This is a genomic window from Palleronia rufa, from assembly GCF_000743715.1.
GTDB lineage: Bacteria > Pseudomonadota > Alphaproteobacteria > Rhodobacterales > Rhodobacteraceae > Palleronia > Palleronia rufa.
Map to the genome: position 1 here is coordinate 41,052 of NZ_JQEY01000003.1, position 24,688 is coordinate 65,739.

Annotated in this window: 23 protein-coding genes and 1 other RNA gene; 13 read left to right on the top strand and 11 right to left on the bottom strand. The window is 69.2% G+C overall.

Going from position 1 to position 24,688, the window contains the following annotated elements:
• Window positions 1-67: 67 nt before the first annotated feature.
• Together KW83_RS06010 and KW83_RS06015 are read left to right on the top strand one after the other, a co-directional pair.
• Window positions 68-1,360, top strand: a complete 1,293-nt coding sequence (locus tag KW83_RS06010) for an adenylosuccinate synthase (protein ID WP_036176159.1) — start codon at window positions 68-70, stop codon at window positions 1,358-1,360.
• Between the two features lie 5 nt (window positions 1,361-1,365).
• On the top strand, window positions 1,366-1,602 hold the full coding sequence (locus tag KW83_RS06015) for a DUF2842 domain-containing protein (RefSeq protein WP_036176162.1): 237 nt from the start codon (window positions 1,366-1,368) through the stop codon (window positions 1,600-1,602).
• A gap of 874 nt (window positions 1,603-2,476) precedes the next feature.
• Here KW83_RS06015 and KW83_RS06020 read toward each other — a convergent pair.
• Entirely contained in the window at window positions 2,477-3,943 is a 1,467-nt protein-coding gene (locus KW83_RS06020) for a hypothetical protein (RefSeq protein ID WP_036176164.1), read from the bottom strand.
• 99 nt (window positions 3,944-4,042) lie between these two features.
• Between KW83_RS06020 and KW83_RS06025 the strand changes: the two genes are divergently transcribed.
• Entirely contained in the window at window positions 4,043-4,726 is a 684-nt protein-coding gene (locus KW83_RS06025; protein WP_036176165.1) for a thiamine diphosphokinase, read from the top strand.
• Here KW83_RS06025 and KW83_RS06030 read toward each other — a convergent pair.
• On the bottom strand, window positions 4,707-6,080 hold the full coding sequence (locus KW83_RS06030; protein ID WP_036176167.1) for an L-serine ammonia-lyase: 1,374 nt from the start codon (window positions 6,078-6,080) through the stop codon (window positions 4,707-4,709). The genes KW83_RS06025 and KW83_RS06030 overlap by 20 nt on opposite strands.
• Between KW83_RS06030 and KW83_RS20900 the strand changes: the two genes are divergently transcribed.
• Window positions 6,079-6,252, top strand: coding sequence for a hypothetical protein (locus KW83_RS20900; protein WP_161785458.1), 174 nt, complete (start codon window positions 6,079-6,081; stop codon window positions 6,250-6,252). The genes KW83_RS06030 and KW83_RS20900 overlap by 2 nt on opposite strands.
• Before the next feature lie 30 nt (window positions 6,253-6,282).
• Complete coding sequence (rpiA, locus tag KW83_RS06035) at window positions 6,283-7,071, top strand: ribose-5-phosphate isomerase RpiA (RefSeq protein WP_036176169.1); 789 nt, start codon at window positions 6,283-6,285, stop codon at window positions 7,069-7,071.
• Window positions 7,072-7,086: 15 nt separating this feature from the next.
• On the opposite strand, the gene KW83_RS06040 is transcribed toward rpiA, so the two are convergent.
• Window positions 7,087-7,839 carry a MipA/OmpV family protein gene (locus tag KW83_RS06040; RefSeq protein ID WP_051928316.1) on the bottom strand — a complete coding sequence of 251 codons (753 nt, stop codon included), beginning with the start codon at window positions 7,837-7,839 and terminating at the stop codon, window positions 7,087-7,089.
• Between the two features lie 211 nt (window positions 7,840-8,050).
• Here KW83_RS06040 and KW83_RS06045 point away from each other — a divergent pair, with 211 nt between their 5' ends.
• Window positions 8,051-8,497 carry a tellurite resistance TerB family protein gene (locus tag KW83_RS06045; protein WP_036176186.1) on the top strand — a complete coding sequence of 149 codons (447 nt, stop codon included), beginning with the start codon at window positions 8,051-8,053 and terminating at the stop codon, window positions 8,495-8,497.
• Between the two features lie 12 nt (window positions 8,498-8,509).
• Here the strand turns inward: KW83_RS06045 and irrA are convergent, their stop codons facing one another.
• Window positions 8,510-8,947 carry an iron response transcriptional regulator IrrA gene (gene irrA / locus KW83_RS06050; protein WP_152563494.1) on the bottom strand — a complete coding sequence of 146 codons (438 nt, stop codon included), beginning with the start codon at window positions 8,945-8,947 and terminating at the stop codon, window positions 8,510-8,512.
• A gap of 118 nt (window positions 8,948-9,065) precedes the next feature.
• Here irrA and fabA point away from each other — a divergent pair, with 118 nt between their 5' ends.
• Genes fabA through KW83_RS06065 form a run of 3 tightly spaced genes read left to right on the top strand, consistent with a single transcriptional unit; the run spans window position 9,066 to window position 11,652 of the window.
• Complete coding sequence (fabA, locus tag KW83_RS06055; RefSeq protein WP_036176189.1) at window positions 9,066-9,575, top strand: bifunctional 3-hydroxydecanoyl-ACP dehydratase/trans-2-decenoyl-ACP isomerase; 510 nt, start codon at window positions 9,066-9,068, stop codon at window positions 9,573-9,575.
• 60 nt (window positions 9,576-9,635) lie between these two features.
• The gene (gene fabB, locus KW83_RS06060) at window positions 9,636-10,862 is read left to right on the top strand and encodes a beta-ketoacyl-ACP synthase I (RefSeq protein ID WP_036176192.1); all 1,227 of its coding nucleotides are present in this window, start codon (window positions 9,636-9,638) and stop codon (window positions 10,860-10,862) included.
• Window positions 10,863-10,866: 4 nt separating this feature from the next.
• Complete coding sequence (locus KW83_RS06065; RefSeq protein ID WP_036176195.1) at window positions 10,867-11,652, top strand: enoyl-ACP reductase FabI; 786 nt, start codon at window positions 10,867-10,869, stop codon at window positions 11,650-11,652.
• 78 nt (window positions 11,653-11,730) lie between these two features.
• On the opposite strand, the gene KW83_RS20905 is transcribed toward KW83_RS06065, so the two are convergent.
• Window positions 11,731-13,014, bottom strand: a complete 1,284-nt coding sequence (locus KW83_RS20905) for a hypothetical protein (RefSeq protein ID WP_161785459.1) — start codon at window positions 13,012-13,014, stop codon at window positions 11,731-11,733.
• 441 nt (window positions 13,015-13,455) lie between these two features.
• On the opposite strand from KW83_RS20905, the gene KW83_RS06075 reads away from it, so the two are divergent.
• Window positions 13,456-14,016 (top strand): VOC family protein, encoded by a 561-nt coding sequence (locus KW83_RS06075; RefSeq protein WP_036176198.1) that lies wholly within the window; start codon window positions 13,456-13,458, stop codon window positions 14,014-14,016.
• Window positions 14,017-15,191: 1,175 nt separating this feature from the next.
• A complete protein-coding gene (locus KW83_RS06080) occupies window positions 15,192-15,731 on the top strand; it encodes a GNAT family N-acetyltransferase (protein ID WP_051928318.1) in 540 nt (179 codons plus the stop codon).
• Window positions 15,732-15,788: 57 nt separating this feature from the next.
• Here KW83_RS06080 and tdh read toward each other — a convergent pair whose 3' ends face one another.
• The 5 genes from tdh to KW83_RS06105 form a co-directional block, all read right to left on the bottom strand.
• On the bottom strand, window positions 15,789-16,814 hold the full coding sequence (gene tdh / locus KW83_RS06085; protein ID WP_200879661.1) for an L-threonine 3-dehydrogenase: 1,026 nt from the start codon (window positions 16,812-16,814) through the stop codon (window positions 15,789-15,791).
• 8 nt (window positions 16,815-16,822) lie between these two features.
• On the bottom strand, window positions 16,823-18,034 hold the full coding sequence (locus KW83_RS06090; RefSeq protein WP_036176204.1) for a glycine C-acetyltransferase: 1,212 nt from the start codon (window positions 18,032-18,034) through the stop codon (window positions 16,823-16,825).
• A 169-nt stretch (window positions 18,035-18,203) separates the two neighbouring features.
• The gene (locus KW83_RS06095) at window positions 18,204-19,631 is read right to left on the bottom strand and encodes a cryptochrome/photolyase family protein (RefSeq protein WP_036176207.1); all 1,428 of its coding nucleotides are present in this window, start codon (window positions 19,629-19,631) and stop codon (window positions 18,204-18,206) included.
• A gap of 130 nt (window positions 19,632-19,761) precedes the next feature.
• On the bottom strand, window positions 19,762-21,396 hold the full coding sequence (locus KW83_RS06100; RefSeq protein WP_036176210.1) for a BCCT family transporter: 1,635 nt from the start codon (window positions 21,394-21,396) through the stop codon (window positions 19,762-19,764).
• Between the two features lie 140 nt (window positions 21,397-21,536).
• Window positions 21,537-22,526, bottom strand: a complete 990-nt coding sequence (locus tag KW83_RS06105) for an MDR family oxidoreductase (RefSeq protein WP_081904483.1) — start codon at window positions 22,524-22,526, stop codon at window positions 21,537-21,539.
• 88 nt (window positions 22,527-22,614) lie between these two features.
• Between KW83_RS06105 and ssrA the strand changes: the two genes are divergently transcribed.
• Window positions 22,615-22,967: a transfer-messenger RNA gene (ssrA, locus tag KW83_RS19690) on the top strand.
• A 66-nt stretch (window positions 22,968-23,033) separates the two neighbouring features.
• Window positions 23,034-23,465, top strand: coding sequence for an ester cyclase (locus KW83_RS06110; protein WP_036176216.1), 432 nt, complete (start codon window positions 23,034-23,036; stop codon window positions 23,463-23,465).
• A 292-nt stretch (window positions 23,466-23,757) separates the two neighbouring features.
• On the opposite strand, the gene KW83_RS19035 is transcribed toward KW83_RS06110, so the two are convergent.
• Entirely contained in the window at window positions 23,758-24,648 is an 891-nt protein-coding gene (locus KW83_RS19035; RefSeq protein ID WP_051928319.1) for a GNAT family N-acetyltransferase, read from the bottom strand.
• Window positions 24,649-24,688: the final 40 nt, after the last annotated feature.

Genomic DNA, 24,688 nt, shown 5'->3' on the forward strand with positions numbered 1-24,688 from the left:
CGTTTCGCGCTTTCGCCCCGTCCCGCGCACCGCTAGACAGGCCCGGTCCAATCCGGGGGAGAATTCCATGGCCAATGTCGCGGTGATCGGCGCCCAGTGGGGCGACGAGGGCAAGGGCAAGCTGGTCGACTGGCTGAGCGAACGCGCCGATGTCATCGTCCGCTTCCAGGGCGGGCACAACGCGGGCCACACTCTGGTCATCGACGGGACCACCTACAAGCTGCACGCGCTGCCCTCCGGCGTGGTGCGTCGGGGCAAGCTGTCGATCATCGGCAACGGGGTGGTGCTGGACCCCTGGCACCTGATCCGCGAGATCGAGGGGCTTCGCGGCCAGGGGGTCGACATCACCCCCGAGACGCTGATGATCGCCGAGAACACGCCCCTGATCCTGCCCTTCCACGGAGAGCTGGACCGCGCCCGCGAAAGCCAGACGTCAGTCGCGCGGATCGGCACCACCGGCCGCGGCATCGGTCCGGCCTATGAGGACAAGGTCGGCCGCCGCGTGATCCGGGTCGCGGACCTGGCCGACCGCCGGACGCTGTCCCTGCGGGTGGACCGCGCGCTGACCCATCACAATGCGCTGCGCTCCGGGCTGGGCCTCACGGCCATCGACCGCGACGCGCTGATCGCGGAGCTGGAGGCCGTCGCGCCCCAGATCCTGCCCTATGCCAAACCGGTCTGGAAGGAGCTCGACCAGGCGCGGAGACGCGGCCGCCGGATCCTCTTCGAAGGGGCGCAGGGCGCGCTTCTCGACATCGATTTCGGCACCTACCCCTATGTCACGTCGTCCAACGTCGTCGCGGGGCAGGCGGCCACCGGATCGGGCATGGGGCCGGATGCGGTCGATTTCGTCTTGGGGATCGTCAAGGCCTACACGACCCGTGTGGGCGAAGGCCCGTTCCCGACCGAGCTCGACGATGCCGATGGCGCGCGTCTGGGCACCCGTGGCCATGAGTTCGGCACCACCACCGGGCGGCAGCGGCGCTGCGGCTGGTTCGATGCCTGCCTCGTGCGGCAGACGGCGGCGATCTCGGGGATGCACGGGATCGCCCTGACCAAGCTCGACGTGCTGGACGGGTTCGACCGGCTCAGGATCTGCGTGGCCTACGATCTGGACGGCGAACGGCTGGACCACCTTCCCACGGCGTCGGAGGCGCAGGCCCGCTGCGTGCCGATCTACGAGGAAATGGACGGCTGGTCAGATTCCACCCGGGGCGCGCGCAGCTGGGCCGATCTTCCGGCCGGTGCCATCAAATACGTGCGCCGGGTGGAAGAGCTGATCGGCTGTCCGGTGGCGCTCTTGTCCACCAGCCCCGAACGCGAGGATACGATCCTTGTCACCGATCCGTTCCGGGACTGACGGCCATGGCTCTGTCGCACAAAGCCAAGAGGCGCTGGTCGCTGGTGATCCTGCTGGTAGGTCTGCCGATCTGGATCGTGGTCGCGTCCAGCGTCATGACCGCGTTGGGCCGGCCGCCGATCCTGGTCGAATTGCTGGTGTACATGGTGCTGGGCGTGGTCTGGGCCCTGCCGTTCCGGTCGGTCTTTCGCGGCGTCGGACAGGCCGATCCGGGCAGGCCGCACGACGAGGACGGGCGATAGACACCCGCCGGCGCGCCGGACGATCATGCCCGGCCTGGTTTCGGCCGGGGGGCGGTGTCCCGCTGCACCCGCGCCTGCCCGCGAACGCGCGATGCGGTGGCGCTGATTGAGGGGCATCCCCTTCGACCGGAGGGCCGGGGGGCGGCCGTTGCGGCGCCCCGGTTTCGCGCCAGAGATCGCCGGCACGACCTGCGGCGCGCGCTCACGCCTCTTCGGCCGCCCGGCTGCCGAATGTAGCCGGGCTTTGCGACCATCGACTGCCGGCAGTGCCTGATCGCGAGGCGGATTGGTGGCGCGGTCCCGGTCGATGCCGAAACCCTGCCGGCGCGGATTGAGGGACGCTCCGCGGCGTTCCGGCATCGGGCCACAGCGAAATCCCGTCGCCCCGGGATGTCCGTGCCGGCCACGGGCTTCCAGCTCGACGGGGCCGTTGTCCTCCGCCCCCGCGCGAGCTGTCCGGAGACGGCGGTTCGATCCGGAGCTTCAGCGCGTCGTTCAAGGGGGCATTCGTCCGGAAACGCCCGGCTCCGGCGCTGGATTGCCCCATGTTCGGGACATTCAAACAGAGGCGATGCCGCCGGAAGGTTGACGAAGGGGCTGTCGTCTGTCGGTCCCGATGCCGCCATGCGCCCGTCCGCGGCACCGGCCCGGCCGCGCGCCCCGTGCCGTTTGCCAGGGAGCAAAGGCGCCGACAGGGTACACACCGCACAGCCCGGACATGCCACGGCCCTGCGGCTCTGTTGCCGGGCGCAGTCAGTTGGGCCGGACTGGGCTTCGACATGTCTGCGTCACTGTGCCCCCCGCGCGTCGCGGCCTTGCGGGGCCGGAGGTTTCGCGCGGCCCGCATCCGTCCCCAGGGTGCGGCAAAGGGATGTCAGTCGGCGGACGCGGGGCGGGCCAGGGCAAAGCGGCCTGTCGGCAGCCTGCTGATCCGTCCGGTCCGCAGCGCCTTGGCGAAGCCTGCCAGCCCATCCTCACGCGACACGTCTCCCGCATGGACGGATGCCGCACGGCCGATCAGTTCGGGCCGCGACGCGTCGGAAGAGCCTTCGGCCAGCGCCGCGTAGGCCGCCGCCGCGACGATGAGATCCGGCAGGTCCTCTGCGCCCCTGTCGCGGGCGAAGGCGGCGAACTCCGGTGATGGCACGCGATGCGAGTCTCGGCGTTCCCCCGTCCCATCGGCCCCGGGTGCGGTCGCGACCGGTTGTTCCGTCTGGCCGCCGTCGCTTTCCTCCGCCGCCGGGCCACGGGATGGGGGCGACGCGGGCGCCACCGGGATCGCGGGCGCCGTCCGCCCCGCATCGCGCCCGGCCTGCGGGCGCGCGCCGCCGTCGCCACCGTCGCCGTCGCCGTCGTTGCCGGGCCGGACGGCGCGGTCCAGATCCTGCCGGAATTCCGACAGTCTCCGGCCCGTGCCGGTCCAGCGGTCGCGCAGCCCGTCATCGGCGACGGTGGCGGCGACCGCGCGCTTGAGATGCGCGATGGAGGTGCGGCGGCGGTTCGCGTCGGGCTGGCGGAACTGGACGTCGGTCTCATCGATCAGCCGGTCCAGTGTCGCGTCGCCGGAGCCCCCCAGAGGCGACGCCCGCCGCCGCTGCCGCCGCCCGCGCCCTGCCGCGACGGGGCGCGGGCCGCCATCCGGCCCGGCCTCGCGTTCGAGCCGCGTCAGCTCCAGAGCCAGGGCGGTACGCCGGGCCTCATCGAGCGGGGATTTCGCCAGGAGCGCGACGATATCGCCGTCGGGCTCCGCTTCGGCAGCGGACCCGGCATCGGGTGTCGGATCTTCGCTCTCGGTGATCTCCTCGATCTCGCCGGCGGCCAGTGCGGCGTCGAACTCCGATCGCGTCATCCTGAGGGTGCGCGGCGTGCCGTCGTCGTCTTCGACCTCGATCTCGATCTCGGCCGGATCGGGCGCCGTATCGCCGGCGGTGTCCCCGTCCGGGGCAGACGCAGGGCGGCCGTAGAGCACCGACACCGCGTCCCCGGAAAACAGGTCCGGTCCGTCCCCGTCCTCCTCCGGCCGGAGGTCATCCGCCGTGCTGTCGCCGCCGGCCGTGCTGTCGCCGACGGCCGTATCCTCCCGGTGGCCGATCTGCGTCAGGCAGATGCCGGTGGCCGTGGGGCGGGCCTCTACCACCAGATGCTCCTCCAATCGCGCGATGGCCAGCAGCGCGTCAGGCTCCGGCCCGGGATCGCCCGCGGCGGACTGGCGCGATTCAGCGGCGAGGTCGCGAAAATACTCGACGATGGCGTGCATCGTGTTGAAGGGCATGTCGAAGCCCTCCAATGTGCAGGTGAACGTGCCGTAGGAGACCGTCACCGTCTTGTTCGATCCCGTCATCGCCCGCTTGCCCACCGCTCTTGCACCATCCGCAACGACCCGGTCCCGGGCCGATCCGCAGGCCGGCGCCGATCGTCCCTGCCCGCCTTCGGCGCGATCATGACCAACGATTACGGCAAGGATGAGGCCGTCGTCGAGTCGGAGGCGGGCGTCACGCTCCTGGGGGGCACGACCGTGCTGCGGGCGGATGTCGACTGGGCGCTTCGCCGGGCCCCGGTTCTGGTTGCGGCCGATGGCGGGGCGGCATGGGCGCTGGCCTTCGGGATGATGCCGCGCCGGGTCATCGGCGACATGGACTCCCTGTCGGACCGGGATGCGCGCCGGATCCCGCAGGAGCGGCTGGTACGGGTGGCCGAACAGGACAGCACCGATTTCGAAAAATGCCTGGACCGGATCCGCGCCCCTGCGGTCATCGGGCTGGGGTTTCTGGGCGGTCGGGTCGATCATACCCTGGCCGCGCTCTCCTGCGTCGCCCGGCGCGGCGCGCCCTGCCTGCTGGTCGGCCCGCATGACGTGGCCTTTGCCGCGCCGCCGCAGATCGGTTTGGACCTGCCGGAGGGCTGCCGCCTGTCGCTGTTCCCCATGGCGCCGGTGACCGGACGATCCACCGGGCTGGCGTGGCCCATCGACGGGATCGACCTTGGGCCGACGGCGCGGATCGGGACGTCGAACCGGGCGACCGGGCGGGTGACGCTGGCGTTCGACGGTCCCGGCATGGTGGTGCTGCTGCCGACCGCGCAGCGGGACGCGGCCTGGGACGCGCTCAGCAGTTCGGGACGTTGACCGCCAGCCCGCCCAGCGAGGTCTCCTTGTACTTGTCGCTCATGTCCCGGCCGGTCTGGCGCATGGTCTCGATCACCGCGTCGAGCGGGACGAAATGGGCGCCGTCGCCCCGCAGGGCAAGAGACGCGGCGCCCACCGCCTTCATGGCGCCCATGCCGTTGCGCTCGATACAGGGGACCTGGACCAGGCCGCGCACCGGATCGCAGGTCATGCCCAGGTGATGCTCCAGCGCGATCTCGGCGGCGTTCTCGATCTGGCCGGGGCTGCCGCCCAGGACCGCCGCCAGACCGGCGGCGGCCATGGCGGCGGCGCTGCCGACCTCTGCCTGGCAGCCGCATTCGGCGCCGGAGATCGACGCGTTGCGCTTGACCAGCCCGCCGATGGCGGCGGCGGTCAGCAGGAACTCCGGCACCCGGTCACGGCGCGCCGCGGGCACATGGTCCAGCCAGTAACGGATCACCGCGGGCACCACCCCCGCCGCGCCGTTGGTGGGGGCCGTGACCACGCGGCCCCCGGCGGCGTTCTCCTCGTTCACCGCCATCGCATAGGCCGACATCCAGTCCATGGGCGTGTGCGGCATCCCCTGGTTCGACCCGTGCTCGGCGCGCAGGCCGTCGTGCAGCGCCTTCGCCCGGCGGCGGATGTTCAGCCCGCCGGGCAACGTGCCCCCCGTGGCAAGCCCGTTGTCGATGCAGGCCGACATCTCCGACCAGATCCGCTCCAGCCCGTCGTGAAGCGCGGCGCGGGAGACACGGCTGAGCTCGTTCGCGCGCTGCAGTTCGGCGATGGACAGGCCGGTGCGGGCGCACATCTCCAGCATCTCGTCGGCGCGGCGGAAGGGATGCGGCTCGGCGACCGTGTTCCCGTCGGTGTCGCCGCCCTCAAGCTCGGCCTCGGTCACGACGAAGCCGCCGCCGACAGAGTAGAACACCTGCCGCAGGATCACGTCGCCTTCGGCATCGGTGGCGAAGAACTCCAGCCCGTTGGCATGGCCCGGCAGCGCCGCACCGGTGTCGAAGACCAGGTCCGCGCCGGGATCGAACCGCAGGTCCGGCAGGCCGTCGGGGCGGACGGTGTGCTCGGCGCCGATCCGGGCCAGGCGCGCCTCTGCCTCATCGGCGTCGTAGGCGTCCAGCGTCATGCCCGACAGGCCCAGGATCACCGCGCGGTCGGTCGCATGGCCGCGCCCGGTATGGGCAAGCGACCCGCGAAGCTGGACGCGCAGTCCGGCGGGGGTGAAGGCCCCCCGGCGCAGCATGTCCAGGAACCGGCCCGCCGCCACCATCGGTCCCATGGTGTGGGACGATGACGGGCCGATCCCGACCTTGAAGAGTTCCAGCACGGATACGAACATGGGCGCACCTCCGGTCGATGTCGTCGCATCGGCCGCCCCCCGGCGCTGGTCCGGGACCGACATCTTTGACGACGGGACCGGCGCGCGCCCCAAGTGGATCGCGCCGGTCCGCAGCCAGGGCAAGGGCCTGCGCGGTTTCTGGGATGGCGGCATGGCCCCGGCGCGCCTATAACGTCCGCGACCGCCTGCAGGAGACCCCGACATGACCGCCAACCTCTCTGCCGTCGACACGGCGAAATACGTTGCCGCAAAACGGGCCTGCGACTTCGTCGAGGACGGTATGCGCCTGGGGCTGGGAACCGGATCGACGGCCGCTTGGCTGGTCCGCTGCCTGGGCGAGAGGGTCCGGCAGGGTCTGCGGATTACCGGTGTGCCGACATCGTCGCGCACGGCCGAGCTGGCCCGGCGGGCGGGCATTCGCGTGACGACCCTGGATGAAGCGGGGTGGCTCGACCTGACCATCGACGGCGCCGATGAGTTCGATGCGGACCTGAACCTGATCAAGGGCGGCGGCGGCGCGCTCTTGCAGGAGAAGATCGTCGCCACGGCCTCCGACCGGATGATCGTGATCGCCGACGGCACCAAGGAGGTGGCCACGCTGGGGGCCTTTCCCCTGCCGGTGGAGGTCATCCCGTTCGGCTGGCAGACCACCCGGTCGCTGATCGAAGAGACGCTCGCCGGGCTCGACGTGATGGGCGAGACGGTCACCCTGCGGATGAAGGACGACGACCAGCCCTATGTCACCGATGAGGGCAACCGGATCCTGGATCTGCATCTGGGCCGCATCGGCAATGCGCGCCGGATGGCGTCGCGCCTGAACCAGATCCCCGGCGTCGTCGAAAACGGTCTCTTCATCGACATCTGCGACCTGGCGGTGATCGGCAGCGGCACCGGTGAGGTCCGCGTCAGGGACGCGAACGCGGGTACGACCGCGACCGAGACGATCGACGTGGACCGCCAGGACAACGTGTTCGCGGATCTCAAGCGCTAGACGCGGCCGCCCCGCTCAGAAGTCGAGCGTGATCTGCCGCGTCAGGCCGATACGCAGGCCGTACTGGTCGCGCTCACCCTGTTCGACGATGGGGCTGTCGGCGGCGTCGCCCATGAAGCGGTCGTAGGTCACGGCACCCTGCACGCCCCAGACGTCGTTGATCTCATAGCGCGCGCCAAGCTCGACGCCCGCGCTGACCACCCCGCCATCCGCCGCATAGGCGGTGTAGTCGCTGGCCGCGGCTTCGGCCGCGGAAATCCCGAAATAGGTCGAGGTATAGTCGTCCGAGCCAAGAAGGACGCGCGGCCCAAGCGAGACGGTCAGCCGGTCCGCAGGCTGGATCTTGTAGTCGGCGCCCAACTCTCCGACAAGGCTCTCATGGCCGCCGATCCCGTAGCGCACATCGGCGAAGGCGTCGAAGTTGCGCGACCGGTAGCCAAGCCCAAGGCCCAGTTCCACCGTCGCATCGACGTCGTCCAGACCGTCGAGCTCGGGGTAGTCGCCGGCGACGCGCTCACCCACGTAGCGGAACGACCCGCGCAGGCCGATGCCGCTGGCCGGATCGCCGTTCAGGGAGCCGAAGTTCAGCGGCCCGAAATTCAGGTAGTTCAGGCGAACGCCGAAGGACGGTCCGGCGCCGTAGTCGCTCGATCCGAAGTATTCGGGCTTCACGGCCAGACCGGCCCCCAGGGTCAGCACGACCTCCGGCCCGCCGGCCGAGATCGGTTCGGGGGCGGTATAGACCGGCTGCGCTGCGTCGGCAGGCATCGCGATGCTTCCGGCCTGGGCCACGGGCGCCGCAACCAGCGCACAGAAAGTCAAAAGGCTGCGATACACCATTACACGGATCCCGAACACGTCCGCCTTCTATCTAGGGTCCCGGGCGGGCGCGCGAAAGGCCAGATTTCTCTGCGCGCGCGAATTCGGTCATTTCGGCTCTCTCCTTTGCACAGATGCAACAGACGTCTATATCAACGGGATGTTCACAGATCTCATCCAGCGGCTGACACGGCCCGACACGGGCGGAACGCCCATGCACGACACCGACGCGCGGCTGGCGCTGACAGCGCTGCTGGTGCGGCTCGCCCGATCCGACGGCGACTATTCCACGGCAGAGCGGCGGCGGATCGACCGGGTGATCTCATCGCGCTACGCCATGCCCCCCGCAGAGGCCGCGGCCCTGCGCGCGGAGGCCGAGCGACTGGAGGCCGAGGCGCCCGACACGGTGCGTTTCACCCGCGCGATCAAGGACGGCGTGGCCTATGACGACCGCATCGGCGTGATCGAGGCGCTCTGGGACGTGGTGCTTGCCGATGGCGAGCGCGACGCCGCGGAGGATTCGATCATGCGGATGGTCGCGCCGATGCTGGGGATCAACGACCGGGACTCGAACCTGGCGCGCAAACGGGTCGAAGACCGCCGCTGATCCCTGCCGGCCTCAAGTCCGGCGCAGGCGGATCACCACATCCACCGACGCGATGCGGGCGCCCTCGGGCGGGTCGGGCAGGCGCGCGATCCGGAAATCCTCCGGCGGGGCGTCCACCAGCTGGCCGGTGTCCTCCCAGAAAAAATGCGGGTGGTCGTCCATCCGCGTGTCGAAATAGCTGCGCGCCCCCTCGACCGACACCTCCTGCATCAGCCCGGCATCGCAGAACGCCCGAAGGGTGTTGTAGACGGTGGCCAGCGACACGGTCTCGCCGCAGGCGCGGGTCGCGGCGTGGAGCGTTTCGGCGGTGACATGCCGGTTCCGCCCGTCCCCGACCAGAAGAGCGGCCAGCGACAGCCGCTGGCGCGTGGGACGCAGGTCCGCGCGCGACAGCCACCGGCCCCCGCGCGCCAGCCGGTTCTCGTCGATATGGGCGTCGATCTCTGTCATCACCGGATATATAGGTCGAAAGTCCCCGTGGATTCAATGTCCCCGCGCAGCGGCGCCCTTGCACGTTTTCAAGACGGGGTGATACAGCCGGTCTGGCAAACGTGGCAGGGAGGCCCGCATGCCAGACTATCCCACGTCGTTCGGCAAGGACGACCTGATCGCTTGCGCGCGCGGCGACCTCTTCGGCCCCGGCAACGCGCAGCTGCCGCTGCCGCCCATGCTGATGATGGACCGCATCACCGAGATTTCGGCCGATTCCGGTCCCAACGGCAAGGGTCACGTGGTGGCGGAGTTCGACATCTCGCCGGACCTGTGGTTCTTCGAGTGCCACTTTCCCGGCAACCCGATCATGCCGGGCTGCCTGGGGCTTGACGGGCTGTGGCAATTGACCGGCTTCAACCTGGGCTGGCGGGGTTGGACGGGGCGCGGCTATGCGCTGGGCACCGGAGAAATCAAACTGACCGGCATGGTCCGGCCTGACCGCAAGATGCTGACCTATAACGTGAATTTCACCAAAGCCATCCAGTCGCGGCGGTTGACCATGGGTGTCGCCGACGGGACCGTTCACGCCGACGGCGAACTCATCTATCACGTCAGGGACATGAAGGTCGCGCTCTCGGAAAGCTGAGACCGGCGAAAAGGGAAGGGCCCCGCGCCGCGATGGCCACCGAACATGAGGAGTAGCGCGATGCGTCGTGTCGTCGTCACCGGTCTGGGCATCGTCTCGCCGATCGGCAATTCCGCCCAGGAGGTGGTCCAGTCCCTGAAGGCGGGGCGGTCGGGGATCGAGTCCTCGCCGGAAATGGCCGAGCGCGGGTTTCGCAGCCGGATCGCCGGCACGCTCAAGATCGACGTGGCCGAGCATGTGGACAAGCGCACCCTGCGCTTCATGGGCGAAGGCGCCGCCTATGCCCATATCGCCATGCGTCAGGCCATCGCCGACGCGGGCCTGCCCGAAGAGGTCGTGTCGAACCCCGCCACCGGCCTGATCGCGGGGTCCGGCGGGCCGTCCACATCGGCGCTCTACGACGCGCACCGCATCGTCGACGAAAAGGGCAGCCCGAAGCGCATCGGCCCCTTCGCCGTGCCCAAGGCGATGTCCTCTACGGTCAGCGCGAACCTCTCGACCGCGTTCAGGATCAAGGGGATGAACTTCTCCATCACCTCGGCCTGCTCGACCTCGCTGCATTGCATCGGCATGGCCGCGCAGCAGATCCAGCTGGGCGTCCAGGACGTGATGTTCGCGGGCGGCGGGGAAGAGCTCGACTGGACGCTGTCCTGCCTCTTCGACGCGATGGGGGCGATGTCCTCGAAGTTCAACGACACGCCCGAACGCGCCTCCCGCGCCTTCGACAAGGACCGCGACGGGTTCGTGATCGCCGGCGGCGGCGGCATGGTGGTGCTGGAGAGCCTGGAGCACGCCCAGGCCCGCGGCGCGAAGATCTACGCCGAGGTCACCGGCTTCGGCGCCACCAGCGATGGGCACGACATGGTGGCGCCCTCGGGAGAGGGCGGCGAACGCGCGATGCGCATCGCGCTGGGAAACGTCGATCCGGGCCGCGTGGGCTATATCAATGCCCACGGAACCTCGACCCCGGTGGGCGACGTCGGAGAGGTCGAGGCCGTCCGCCGCGTTTTCGGAGAGGGCACAACGCCCCCGATCAGCTCGACCAAGTCGATGACCGGCCATTCCCAGGGCGCGACCGGTGCGCAGGAGGCGGTCTACTGCCTGCTGATGCTCGAACACGACTTCATCGCGCCCTCGATCAACGTCGAAACGCTGGACCCGGCGATCCGCGACGGAGAGATCGCGACGAGGCTGGTGGAGGGGGCGGGGCTGGACACGGTGATGACCAATTCCTTCGGATTCGGCGGAACGAACGGGTCGATGCTCCTGTCCAGATGGAGGGCATGATCCGATGGGATTGATGGACGGCAAACGCGGCCTCATCATGGGTGTGGCAAACGAACGGTCGATCGCCTGGGGAATCGCCCGGGCGATGCGCGACGCCGGCGCAGAGCTGGCGTTCACCTACCAGGGCGACCAGTTGCTCAAGCGGGTCGGCCCGCTGGCCGAGCGCGCGGGATCCGACATCCTGCTGCAGGCCGACGTGTCCGACGACGCCTCCATGGACGCCGCCTTCGCCGAGCTGAAGACCCGGTGGGACACCATGGATTTCGTCGTCCATGCCATCGCCTTTTCCGACAAGGACGAATTGACGGGCCGGTTCGTCAACACCAGCCGCGCCAATTTCCAGTCGTCGCTGACAATCTCATGCTATTCGCTGATCGATGTCGCCCGCCGCGCCACCGACATGATGCCCGACGGGGGAACGGTCCTGACCCTGACCTACCAGGGGTCGAACAAGGTCACGCCGTTCTACAATGTCATGGGCGTGGCCAAGGCGGCGCTCGAATCGGCGACCCGCTATCTGGCGAACGACCTTGGGCCGCAGGGGGTGCGCGTGAACGCGATTTCCCCTGGCCCGATGAAGACCCTGGCGGGCGCGGCCATCGGCGGCGCGCGCAAGACGTTCAAACATGCAGAGCAGAACGCCCCGATGCGCGCCAACGCAACGCTCGACGCGATCGGGGCGACAGCCGTGTACCTGGCCTCCGACGGCGGGGCCTCCACCACCGGTGAGATCATCCATGTCGATGGCGGCTACCACGTGTTGGGGATGCCGCAGGTGGACAACATCTAGATCCGCGATGCGGTATGGGGCGACATGAAAACGCCGCCCCGGATGGGGCGGCGTTCTCTTTCGACCGGGCGCCAGGTGTCAGTGCTTGCTATCCCCGCCGCCGCCCCCAGCGGAGCCCTTGTCGCCGCCGGACGATCCGCCGTCGCCACCGCCGGACGCATGATCGCCGTCGCCGCCGGAGCCCTTGTCACCGCCATCTCCGCCGCCGGAGCCCTTGTCGCCGCCATCTCCGCCGCCGGAGCCCTTGTCGCCGCCGGACGATCCGCCGTCGCCACCGCCGGACGCATGGTCGCCGTCGCCGCCGGAGCCCTTGTCACCGCCGTCTCCGCCGCCGGAGCCTTTGTCGCCGCCGGACGATCCGCCGTCGCCACCGCCGGACGCATGATCGCCGTCGCCGCCATTGCTGCCGCCGCCGCCGTTCTCGCCGCCGCCGCCGTTGCTACCGCCGCCACCGTTGCTACCGCCGCCGCCGTTCTCGCCGCCGCCGCCGTTGCTACCGCCGCCGCCATTGCTACCGCCACCGCCGTTCTCGCCGCCGCCGCCGTTGCTGCCGCCGCCACCGTTCTCGCCGCCGCCGCCGTTCTCGCCGCCGCCGCCAGTGCTGCCGCCGCCGCCAGTGCTGCCGCCGCCGCCATTGCTACCGCCGCCGCCGTTGCTACCGCCGCCGCCGTTCTCGCCGCCGCCGCCGTTACTGCCGCCGCCGCCATTGCTGCCGCCGCCACCGTTGCTGCCGCCGCCGCCATTGCTGCCGCCGCCGCCGTTCTCGCCGCCGCCATTGCTGCCGCCGCCGCCGTTCTCGCCGCCGCCACCGTTGCTGCCGCCGCCGCCGTTGCTACCGCCGCCGCCGTTCTCGCCGCCGCCGCCGTTACTGCCGCCGCCGCCATTGCTGCCGCCGCCGCCGTTGCTGCCGCCACTGCCGTTCTCGCCGCCGCCGCCGCCATTGCTGCCGCCGCCGCCGTTGCTACCGCCGCCGCCGCCGTTGCCGCCGCCGCCCTGCGCTGGAGTTTGGCCGCCGGTCGGGGGGTTGGCGGTTCCGCCGTTGCCGGGTCTGGTGAAGTTATCGTTGTCTTCCTCACCGGTTTCGACCACGCCAGTGATGGGAATGCCGTCCCGATCGACCACGGCAATGTTCGGCGTTCGCAGAACCTGCTGGAGCTGGGTCTGGTTCAGCTCAGGGCACTGCTCGATCTGCCTGGGCGTCAGCAGTTCATTCCGGTTCTCAGACGCGCAGCAGAGCGCGAAACTGCGGCTGTCGGTCTGTTCGCATTGCGTCGGCGTCATCGCGACGAGGCCGCCCGCGGAAACGGACAGGGGAAACAGGCCGATCACGGCTACGGTTGAAAGAAGGGATCTGTAACTCATGCACTGCTGCCTTCAGGTTGCGGATTGCGATTAGACACGTTCCAGATCTGTAAAAGTTCCGGAAAATTGTAGGTCTTCGGCACGAAGCTTTCGGCAATGTTGCCGGAGAACGGCATTCAGGGCTTGTTTTTCAAGGGCATACACGGCCCGTTCTGGACCGCGACGGAAAGACCATCCGTCTCATTGCCGATATTCGCGCATCCACGCCGCTGGTGCAAGGTCCCCCACCCGGATGCGCCCGGGACGCAGACGCGGTATCCCGCCGGCCGCCACGGGCCCCGGCACCGGCCTTCCACGCGCTATGCGCCGGACCGCGGCCGCTCGGCACGGGATGCCAACGGCCGGCGATTTCGCGTGACAATCGCGCCAAGATGCGCACGATGCCTGCCGCGGGCGCATGGTGCGCCATCATCCGTCCTTCCCCATACCGACGAGACCACAGTGCAGAGACTCCAGTCCCAAGGCCTTCACCACATCACCCTGATGGGCGCCGACCGCCAGTCCTCCATCGACTTCTGGGAGGGCGTTCTGGGAATGCCATTCCTGTTCGAGCAGCCCAACCTGGACAATCCCGACGAAAACCACCTGTATTTCGATCCCGGCGACGGACGGCTCATCACGGTCTTCACCGACGAGCAGCGCGCCGTCGACCCCACCGGCACCCCGAGAGAGGTGGGTTGCGTGCACCATATCGCCTTTGCCGTCAGCCAGTCGACGTTCAGCCAGCTTGCGGCGCGCCTGGACGCGCGCGGCATTCCCCATTCCGGGGAGAAGGACCGCGGGTTCATGAACTCGATCTACTTCAAGGACCCGCTGGGGCTGCTGATCGAACTGGCCTCCTACCGCTTCGTGCCGCCTGCCGGTGCCAGCCATGCGGATGTGCTGGTCGAGGCGTTCCGGGTGCGCCAGGCGGCCGGGGACGACAACATAGAGGATGCCCACCTGGCCGTGGCGATCGAGACCCTGTCGGCGCGCAACCATGCGCGCAGGACGGACGGCTGACGCAACAGAGCGGCCCGACGGAACAACCGCGCCAGGAACGCGGCGCGCGATGGCGCCGGATCGCTCCGGACCCTTCTCGGCGGATGTCGGCAACTTGCCGCGGCGTGAAGGCCGGTCCGTGTCGCAAGATGGCCCCCGGCAAGCCCCGGCCTCCGCCGTTGTGCCACATCGTCGCGGCGCCGGACGTGGCACCGTGCCTGGCCTGTCGCCGCCATGCGACCGGGTCCGCCACCGATGCCACGACGCCAACTCCCGCCAGCTCTGATCGAACCAGTCGCCGACATCCGGATCCCGGCAACGTGCCGGACCGTTTCGGACCGCGATGCAGCCACAGATCTCGATCATCCGCCGGCCCCGAGCCAGGACCGAAGGCGAGAACCGGTTGTCGACCCCGGCCTCCAAGGTCGATGCCGCGCCCAACGCCTCTTGCGCCGCCGCCGGCCGGGGCGCGGGTCCGCGCCTTCTACGGCTCAGCAGGCGGGGTCGTGCAGCCCCCCGGAACAGCCGCGCGAGAGGGTGCCATGCAGGATCGCGTGCTGGGGGCCGCCGCGCCACGGCCGCGAAGGTGTCGCGGATCGCATCGATGAGGGGATCCCGGGCGCCGACCGTCACTATGGACGTTCCCCGCGATCCAAACCTGTCCCGGCGGAACGACAGGGCATCCAGCCCGGCCATCGTGACATCGGCGAATGACGACGTCATGGGGTAGAGAGACATCTGCGCGCCGATGAACATGAATCATCTCTCTGCGGCGTTGACGGGATCAGATTTGGAGGGTTCGCGCGGCCCCGCGCGTCCTGACCCCGTCGGAGCGCCCCTGGTCGATGGCTATACGGCCGGTCCGGGGGCGCTGTCGACCGCATGTCGGGTGGATGCATCATCCATGACCCCGCGCCGACGCCCGTCGCCCTGTGCAGAGCGGCGTGGCACGGCGGTCACAAGGTCCTGCGGCCGCGACAGGCACAAAGACGGTCGCACCCGTGATTGTCGGAATGGACATGGCGGGTTCCGTCGCGCCGCCCGCAGGTCGATGGGGCCACCCTGCGGGCCAGCCCCTCACCGTAAATGTTGATAAGCGCCGCCGGCCTCCGGCGGCGCTCGTGCGCGTGCGTGATCCAGATCCCGAACTTATCTTCGGGGAGGTTTTCAGGTCACATCTTCGAAGGGAAGCGCCGATGGATGTCCACCTCCGGCCGCCCGAGACGTCGGACGCCGAAGTCCACTACCGCTACCCTCCGCAGGCCTCCATCGCCCGCATGTATGGCGCAGGTGCCGGCGCTCTGCCGAAACCGACGATGGCGCGGTCGTCCGAATGGCTCGCGTGGATCATGGGTCAGTCTTATGGGGCAATGATAGACGTCGACGGCGAGCCTGTCGGCCACGTCAGACTCCACTCTTTGAGCAAGGCTGATCGGAAGGCGCGCCTCGCCATAGGATTGTTCTCGGAAGCGATGCTTGGGCGCGGCGTCGGACGTCGAGCGATCACCCTCTGTCTCGACCACGCTTTCGGACCGATGGGTCTGCATCGCGTCGATCTGCGGGTTCTCGCGTTCAACACCCGGGCCATCCGCTGCTACCTTGCCTGCGGCTTCCACCACGAAGGAACGGAGCGGGACGCAGCGCTCATTGATGGTGTCTGGCACGACGATTGGATCATGGGAATCCTGGCGCATGAGCATCAGCGGCGGGCGGCGGCTGGAATCGTCAACACTTAGCGTAAGGGGCTGGGCCCTGCGGGTCCGGACCGGGCGCTGGAGTCGCACCGTGATCGCCTATCCCCAATCCATCACGACCTTGCCGGACCGGCCCGATCGCATCGCGGCAAATCCGTCGGCGAATTCCTCGATCCCGATCCGGTGGGTGATCAGCGGCGCAAGGTCCAGCCCCGATTGCACGAAGGCGATCATCTTGTACCAGGTCTCGAACATCTCGCGCCCGTAGATGCCCTTGAGCGTCAGCATCTTGAAGATCACGTTGTTCCAGTCGATCTCGAACGCCGCGGGCGCGATGCCCAGGATCGCCACCTTGCCGCCGTTGTTCATCTTGTCGATCATGTCGCGGAACGCCGGGGCGGCCCCGGACATCTCCAGCCCGATGTCGAACCCCTCCGTCATGCCGATGTCGCGCATCACGTCCGCCAGATCGCGGGCCGACGCATCGACCACCGTTTCCACGCCCAGCCGGCGGGCAAGGTCCAGCCGGTAGCGGCTGATGTCGGTGATCACCACCTTGCGCGCGCCCGCCCGCCGGGCCACCAGCGCACCCATGATCCCGATCGGACCGGCGCCGGTGACCAGAACGTCCTCACCCACGCAGTCGAAACTCAGCGCGGTGTGCACGGCATTGCCGAACGGGTCGAAGATCGCCGCGATCTCGTCGGGAATGTCGTCGGGGATCGCAACGACGTTGTCTTCGGGGATGCAGAGGTATTCGGCGAAGGACCCCGGCCGGTGCACGCCCACGCCGCGGGTGTTGCGGCACAGGTGCCCGCGCCCCGCGCGGCAGTTGCGGCAGGCGCCGCAGACGATGTGCCCCTCTCCCGACACGCGCTGCCCGACGCGAAACCGCGTCACCGCGGGCCCGATCTCGGCGATGCGGCCGCAGAACTCGTGCCCGACCACCATCGGCACCGGCACCGTCGCGCGCGCCCAGTCGTCCCAGTTCCAGATATGCAGGTCGGTGCCGCAGATGGCGCTCTTGACGACGCGGATCAACACGTCCGTCGGCCCCGGTTCGGGGACGGGAACCCGCTCCATCCACAGGCCCGGCTCCGCCCGGGATTTCACCAGCGCCCTCATGCCGTTCGTCACCGGATCGCCCCCAGCTCGCGCCCGGTCTCGGCAAAGGCCGCCACCGCCGCCATGACATCGTCGCGCCCGTGCGCCGCCGACAGCTGCGTGCGGATGCGCGCCTGGCCCTCGGGCACCACCGGAAAGGAGAACGCGACGACATAGACGCCGCGCTCCAGCATCCGGCCCGCGAAGCGCTCTGCCAGACCGGCATCGCCGAGCAGCACCGGGACGATCGGATGCCCCGCCCCGGTCAGGGTGAAGCCGAGCGCGGTCATCTCCTTGCGAAAGAGCCGGGCGTTTTCGGACAACCGCTCGCGCAGGTCCTGGCCGCGCTCGATCATGTCGAGCGCCGTCAGCGTGGTCTGGGCGATCACCGGCGCCAGCGTGTTCGAGAACAGATAAGGGCGAGAGCGTTGCCGCAGCAACTCGATCACCTCGGCGCGGGCGGCGGTGTAGCCGCCCGACGCGCCGCCCAGCGCCTTGCCCAGCGTGCCGGTCAGGATATCCACCCGGTCGGCGACGCCGCACAGCGCCGGCGATCCGCGCCCGCCCTCGCCCAGCAGGCCCACCGCGTGGCTGTCGTCGACCATCACGATGGCGTCGTGGCGGTCGGCCAGATCGCAGATTTCGGGCAGGTTGGCGATGATCCCGTCCATCGAGAACACGCCGTCCGTAGCGATCAGCCGGTGCCGGGCCCCCGCCGCGGCGCGCAGGCAACGCTCCAGGTCGGCCATGTCGTTGTTGGCGTAGCGGTGGCGCTCTGCCTTGCACAGCCGCACCCCGTCGATGATCGAGGCGTGGTTGAGCGCGTCCGAGATGATCGCGTCCTGCGGCCCCAGCAGGGTCTCGAACAGCCCCGTGTTCGCGTCGAAGCAAGAGGAATAGAGGATCGCGTCCTCGGTGCCGAGAAACCCCGAAAGCCGCCGCTCCAGCGCCTTGTGCTCTTCCTGCGTGCCGCAGATGAAGCGGACCGACGCCATGCCGTAGCCGTACCGGTCGAGCGCGGTCTTCGCCGCATCGACCAGATCGGGGTGATCGGCAAGGCCCAGATAGTTGTTGGCGCAGAAGTTCAGCACCCGCCCGCCCGGCTCGGCGTCGATCCGTCCCGCCTGCGGAGAAGAGATCACCCGCTCCGACTTGTAGAGCCCGCTGTCGCGGATCCCGCCGAGTTCGCCGCGGATGTGGGCGATGAAGCCATCCGAACGCTGCGCCTGCGGTATCGTCATCTCACGTGCCCTCCCTCAAGGCGGTGGCCCCTTCGGGCCGAGCCGCCCCATGCTCGCGGGTTTGGGTCAACCGGTACCCCCCACGCGCGCAGAGGTCCATCCGTCGCCTTGGGCACGGCGCGCCCATCCTGCCCCGTGCAGCCCCGCCTGCCCCGCAGACCGCGCGCGCCTAGAAATCGCGGTTGTTGTAGGCCTCCAACGCGCGGTTCCGCCCCTCCTTGGGGCCGACGATGGGCTGGTCGGGATAGGTGTCCGTCGCGGACATGGGCCAGTGCCGCGGGATCGCGTCGTAGAAGCTCAAGGCGGGATCGGGGGGATCGTCGCTCAGTTCGGCCAGGAAGCGGGTGACATAGGCGCGGTCCTTGTCGAACTTGTCCAGTTGCGTGACCGGGTTGAAGATGCGGAAATAGGGCGCCGCATCCGGCCCAGAGCCACTGGCCCATTGCCAGCCCAGCGCATTGGAGGCCGGATCCCAGTCCACCAGGCAATGCTCGAACCAGGCCTGCCCGATCTTCCAGTGGCACATCAGGTTCTTGGTCAGGTAGTTGGCCACGATCATCCGCGCGCGGTTGTGCATCCGGCCGGTGACGTAGAGCTCGCGCATGGCGGCATCGACAAAGCGGATGCCGGTCCGCCCCTGCTTCCAGGCCTTGACCTCGGCCAGGCGCTCGTCCTCGTTCCAGGGGAATGCGTCCCAGTCCTCGCGCCAGTTGCCCGACACCAGGCGCGGCGTGTGATAGACCAGATGGTAGGCGAAGTCGCGCCAGACCAGTTCCTGCAGCCAGGCCGCCGCGCCGTCCTTGCCCTCATCGAGCGCGCGCTGGCCGGCGTGCCAGCAGGCGCGGGTGCTGATCTCGCCGTAGGTGAGGTTCTCGCTGAGGCCGCTGGTGCCATCGACCCCCGGATAGTCGCGCCGCGCGTCGTAGCGGTCGATGCGGTGCTGCACGAAGGTGGCCAGGCGCTGCTGCGCCGCTTCCTCGCCCAGGGTGAGCCAGGGGCGCACCACCCCGGCGCCGCGGTCCATGGCCGCGCCCATCTTCCAGTCGGCGATGTCGTCGCTGCCGGGCCAGCTTTCCGGCGCCGCCAGATCGGCGGGCGCGGTGAGCGCGGGGGACTGGTCGCGCTCCTTCACCGCGCGCCAGAACGGCGTGTAGACCTTGTAGTAGCCGCCCTGCTTGGTCTCGACGGTCCATGGCTCGAACAGGACGTGCCCGGGGTGAGAGCCCGCGTCGATGCCCCTCTCCGTCAGCGCCGACTTGACGGCCCGGTCGCGCGCGATGGCGTCGGGATCGTAGGCGCGGGTCCACCAGACGGCCCCCGCGCCGGTTTCCTCGACCAGCGCCTCCAGCACCTCCCGGGCGCGGCCGCGCCGCAGGACCAGACGCGAGCCGATGCCCGCCAGCCGGTCCGCGAAATGCGCGACCCCCAGGCCCAGCCGCCACTTCGGGGCGGCGCCGTGGGTCTCCACCACCTCGTCGTGGATGAAGACCGGGATCACCGGCCGTCCGCTCTTGGCCGCGGCGTCCAGCGCGGGATGGTCGGTCAGCCGCAGGTCGCGGCGGAACCAAAGGATGATCGGAGAACCGGTTTCGCTCATGGCCGACAGCTAGGGCACGGCACCGGCGGGGGAAGGCCCCGATCCGGGCGGCGCGATGTCGCTGGCCCCGCACGTGAAGATGCCGGACCGACGGATCGGCCCGGCATCCTGCCTCGGCGTCGGATCGCGGTCAGCGCGGCTCGGTCCTCAACCCCTGGACGATGGCGAAGCACATGAGCAGCAGCACGACGGTGAACAGCAACCCGGTCGAGATGACCATGGATTGCAGCGCCGCCAGCCCGCCTCCGATCAGGAGCGCGATGGCGACGGCCCCCTCGAACACGCACCAGAACACCCGTTGGGGTACCGGCGCATCGATCTTGCCGCCTGCCGTGATCGTGTCGATCACCAGGCTGCCGGAATCGGACGAGGTGACGAAGAACACGATCACCAGCACGATGCCGATGAAGGACGTGATCGACGCCAGCGGCAGCGGGTCGAGCATCTTGAACAGTTGCAGCGGCAGCTCGGCGTCCTGCGCGGCGGTGTAGCCTTCTGACACCACCTGGTTGATCGCCGCGCCGCCGAAGATCGCCATCCACATGACGCAGACCATGGACGGGATCAGAAGCACGCAGATCATGAATTCGCGCACCGTCCGGCCCCGGCTGACGCGGGCGATGAACATGCCCACGAACGGTGACCAGGAGATCCACCACGCCCAGTAGAACGACGTCCACCCCTGGCTGTAGTTCACGTCCTCTCGGCCGAAGGGTGCGGCCAGCGCCGGCAGATACTGGAAATACGCAACCAGGCTGTCCCAGAAGAAGGTGAGCAGGAACACGGTCGGCCCGGTGATGAGGACGAACAGGAACAACAGCGCCGCCAGCCCCATGTTGATCTCCGACAGGATCTTCACGCCGCCGTCCAGCCCCCGCAGAACCGACACCAGCGCCACCGCGGTGATCGCCGAAATCAGGATCACCTGGGTCGTGATGCCCAGCGGCACGCCGAAGAGTTCGTTCAGCCCGGCGTTGGCCTGGGTCGCCCCGAAGCCGAGCGAGGTCGCAAGCCCGAAGAGCGTCGCGAACACCGCGATGATGTCGATGACATGTCCCCACCAGCCCCAGACACGCTCTCCCAGGATCGGATAGAAGGCCGAGCGGATGGTCAGCGGCAGACCCTTGTTGTAGCTGAACAGCGCCAGCGCCAGCGCGACGATGCCGTAGATCGCCCAAGGGTGCAGACCCCAGTGATAGATCGTGGCCGCCATCCCGAGCCGGATCGCTTCCTGCTCGTTCCCGGCGGCGCCGCCGAGCGGTGCCCAGTCGGTCCGCACGCCGTTTTCCACCGTGGTGCCGCCCATGGAGGTGGAGAAATGCGTGATCGGCTCCGACACGCCGTAGAACATCAGCCCGATGCCCATGCCCGCGGCGAAGAGCATCGCGAACCAGCCCAAGTAGGTGTAGTCCGGCACGGCGTCCTTGCCGCCCAGGCGCACGGCGCCCCAGGGGGTGAAGATCAGAACGATGGCGAAGATCACGAAGATATCCGCCGCCCCGATGAAGAACCAGTCGAACGACTTGGTGGTGAAGTTGAACATCGCGGTGAAGGCCGCGTTGGCCTGATCGGGAAGGGCCAGCGTGTAGAACACGAAGGCCACGATCGAGATGCCGGATATGAGAAAGACGGGGTTGTGGATGTCGAACCCGAACGGGCCGAAATTACCCTGAACGTTGTTGTCGCCGATACTGTAGTCGGTGTCGATCTGGTTCACCGACCCGGTCGGGTCGGGAATGCCGGGTGGGCTGGTGGTGTCGGCCATGCGAATGCCTCCTGTCGGGTGGATCGTGTCTTTTCATTGGTTACCGCTACCGAAAGGTTAGCAGCGCCCATCCGACATCGCAAACCAATGCGACCTTTCGTGTCCCGAATACGTCACGGGGCGCGTCTTCTCCCCGCGCGTCAGGCGATCTTTACCAAGACGCGGCCCTTGACCCGGCCCTTGAGGATATCGGCCCCCAGCCCGGGCAGGTCCTCCAGCGCGGCCGGCTGGACCATCGCCTCCAGCTTGTCCATGGGCAGGTCGCGGGCGATGCGCTGCCAGGCCCGCTGGCGGTTGTCGTAGGGCTGCATCACGCTGTCGATGCCCAGAAGGTTCACGCCGCGCAGCAAGAACGGGATGTTCTTGGCCGGCAGGTCCGAACCGCCCGCCAGACCCACCGCCGCGGCCGACCCGCCATAGCGAAGCTGCCCCAGGACCCGCGCCAGCATCGCGCCGCCCACCGCGTCGATGCAGCCCGCCCAGCGCTCGCTTTCCAGGGGGCGCTTGACGGTTTCGGCCAGATCTTCGCGCGGGACGATCTCGGTGGCGCCCAGGTCCCTGAGGTAGCTCTCGTTTTCGGGCCGCCCGGTCACCGCGGCGACCTTGTAGCCAAGCCGCGCCAGGATCGCCACGGCCACCGACCCGACCCCGCCGGAGGCACCTGTCACCAGCACCGGCTCCGGCGCATCGGGCGTCAGCCCGTGATCCTCCAGCGCCATCACCGCCAGCATCGCGGTGAATCCCGCCGTGCCAACTGCCATGGCCTGGCGCGTGCTCAGCCCGTCGGGCAGCGGCACGAGCCATTCGCCCTTGACGCGGGCCTTTTCCGCATAGCCGCCCCAATGCGCCTCACCCACCCGCCAGCCGGTCAGCACGACCTTGTCGCCGGGGCTGTAATCCACGTGATCGGACGCCGCGACGGTGCCGGCGAAATCGATGCCGGGCACATGGGGATAGCTGCGGACCAGCCCGCCGCCCGGACCGATGCACAGCCCGTCCTTGTAGTTCAGCGTCGAGTATTCGACCGCGACGGTGACATCGCCGTCGGGCAGGCGGTCCTCGTCGATGTCGCGGACCTGCGCATCGGTCTTGCCGTCCTCGTCCTTCTCGACAATCAGCGCTCTCATCACCGTCTCCTCCCATGACCTCGGCCGCTCTCGCAGCCTAGGGCGGAGGCGCGCCGCGTCCAGCGCAAGGCGCGGCCCCCTGCCCGTCTGGACGCTTGAATTTCCCGGCGAACCGGCCCATATTCCCAGTGTCTCTTCGGAGACTATGGACATAAACGCGCTCGTCATAAGCGGATCGGACCCGGGGGCGGTACCCGGCGGCTCCACCAATATCCCGTTGTTGGGGGGGATCATGGGGCCGAAACAGGATCGACGGACGTCTAAAGGGGTTGCTTTGTCTCGGTGAGCTACCACCGATATCGGTGCAGAAAAGTACAATTGCCAACAACAATCGTGCTCCGGTTGCTCTGGCTGCGTAAGCAGTTCGAGGAATCGAAATCTAAGTCCTTGCGCCTAGCAGCGTAAGGCGGGGTTCGCAGGCACCTGGCAACAGAAGCCTGCACTTTCATATTCATAATTTGTTCACGCTTTGGGTCTATCCATGCAGATGCAGCTTGGGAGCAATGGGCCTTGGCACATGATTCTGGCGATATCGTCCGCGCCTTCTTCGATACGGTCTGGGTTCGGGGCGATGCCGCCGCGGGACGGGCGTTCTTCGCGCCGGATGCCGAAGCGGCCGGTTTCCTGACCGACATGGCCCTGCGTCCGGAGGATTTCGAGATCTTCGTGGACATGGTCCACATGCATGTGGACGATCTGAAGGTGGAGATCCTCAACGAGGTGGTCGAGGGCAACTGGATCTCGGCTCTGGTCCGCTTCACCGGCGTCTCGGCGCAGACCGGACAGCCGATGACCGCGGCCGGGCAGACGATGATGAAAGTCCGCGACGGCCTCATCCTGTCGGCCTACAACCATTTCGACCTGATCGGATTCTTCATCCAGATCGGAGCGCTTCCGCGCGATGTCGTGGAACGGGCGCTTGGCGGCGACAAGGCCGCCTGACAGCGGTCCGGCCGGCCCGCTCCGCTGAACCCCCGGGATCGACCGCCTCCGGCGCGACGGCCCGCCGCATCCCGGGCGCACCGCAGGCAGACGCCGTTGCCGTTGCCGCGACCCTTGCCACGTGGCGGGGACCGGTCGCGGGCACGGTGCCGGAAACCCGTCGCGGTTCCGCAGTCGCAGCCACCAAACCGCGCCCGGCCGCGCCATCCTGCACAGGCCGCACGCCCCCGCGATCCGCCGGCTACACACCGCGGGCCGTTCCGCCGCGCCGCGCCGACCGTGGATCCGGTTTCTACCCCGCCCCGATGCGCGCAAGGCGCGGCGGGCTCCGGCGCGGTCGCCACAGCGGGGCCAGCAGGCGCGTCGCCGGGATCTCCACCGGCCGTCCCCCGGCGCCCAGCTTGAACCGGGTCAGCCCCGGGCATCGCTCGGGGTCGATCAGCCCCAAGTCGAGCGCATCGGCGCCCCGGTCCCGAAGCCGTGCCATGGCCCGGTCGAGCAGGAGCTGATGCGCGCCCAGCCGCCGCCCCTGCGCCCCGTTCCACCCCAGAAGGTATGTGGCCCCCGCCCCGTGCCGCGCGAAACACATGGCGCCCAGCGGCGCGCCGTCGCGGTAGGCGACCAGCGTTTCGAGACACCCGGGCGCCGCGCGCGCCAGGCTGCGGACCCACCCCCCGGGCAGCCCGCGGACGCCGCGGGCGCGGCGGATCGCGGCCTCCGCCCGGATCAGCCAGTCCGGGCAGCCCGTCTCGACGAAGACGCAGAGGCCCTGCCTGCCGGCGCGGGTCAGCGCGTTGCGCCAGGACTTGGCCATGCGGGCGCGGGGATCGCCGGCCAGATCCAGCCGCGCGACGGTGCGCCCGGGCGCCACGATGCGCCCGTCGTGCCCGGCATGGAGCAGCCAGAAAAACCCGGGAAGTTCGCGTTGCAGCCGCGCCGCCGCCTCCGCGCCGGGCGGCCGCCGCCACAACACGCCCCGCGGCAGGAGCCCCAGCCGAACCGGCCCCACCCCACGAGAGACGATCTGCGCCAGCCCGTCGGGATCGCCCGGATCGCCCAGCCCCAGGCGCCAGACCCGCGCGCCCTGCGCCTCCGCCGCCGCGCCATAGGCCCCAGACATCTCGAACGGGGCGGCGCCGCAAATGCGGTCCCACTCGGGACCCGGATCATACCACGTCAGCATTGCCGGACCTTTGCCCGGACATGGTTAACGCCGGATGAAC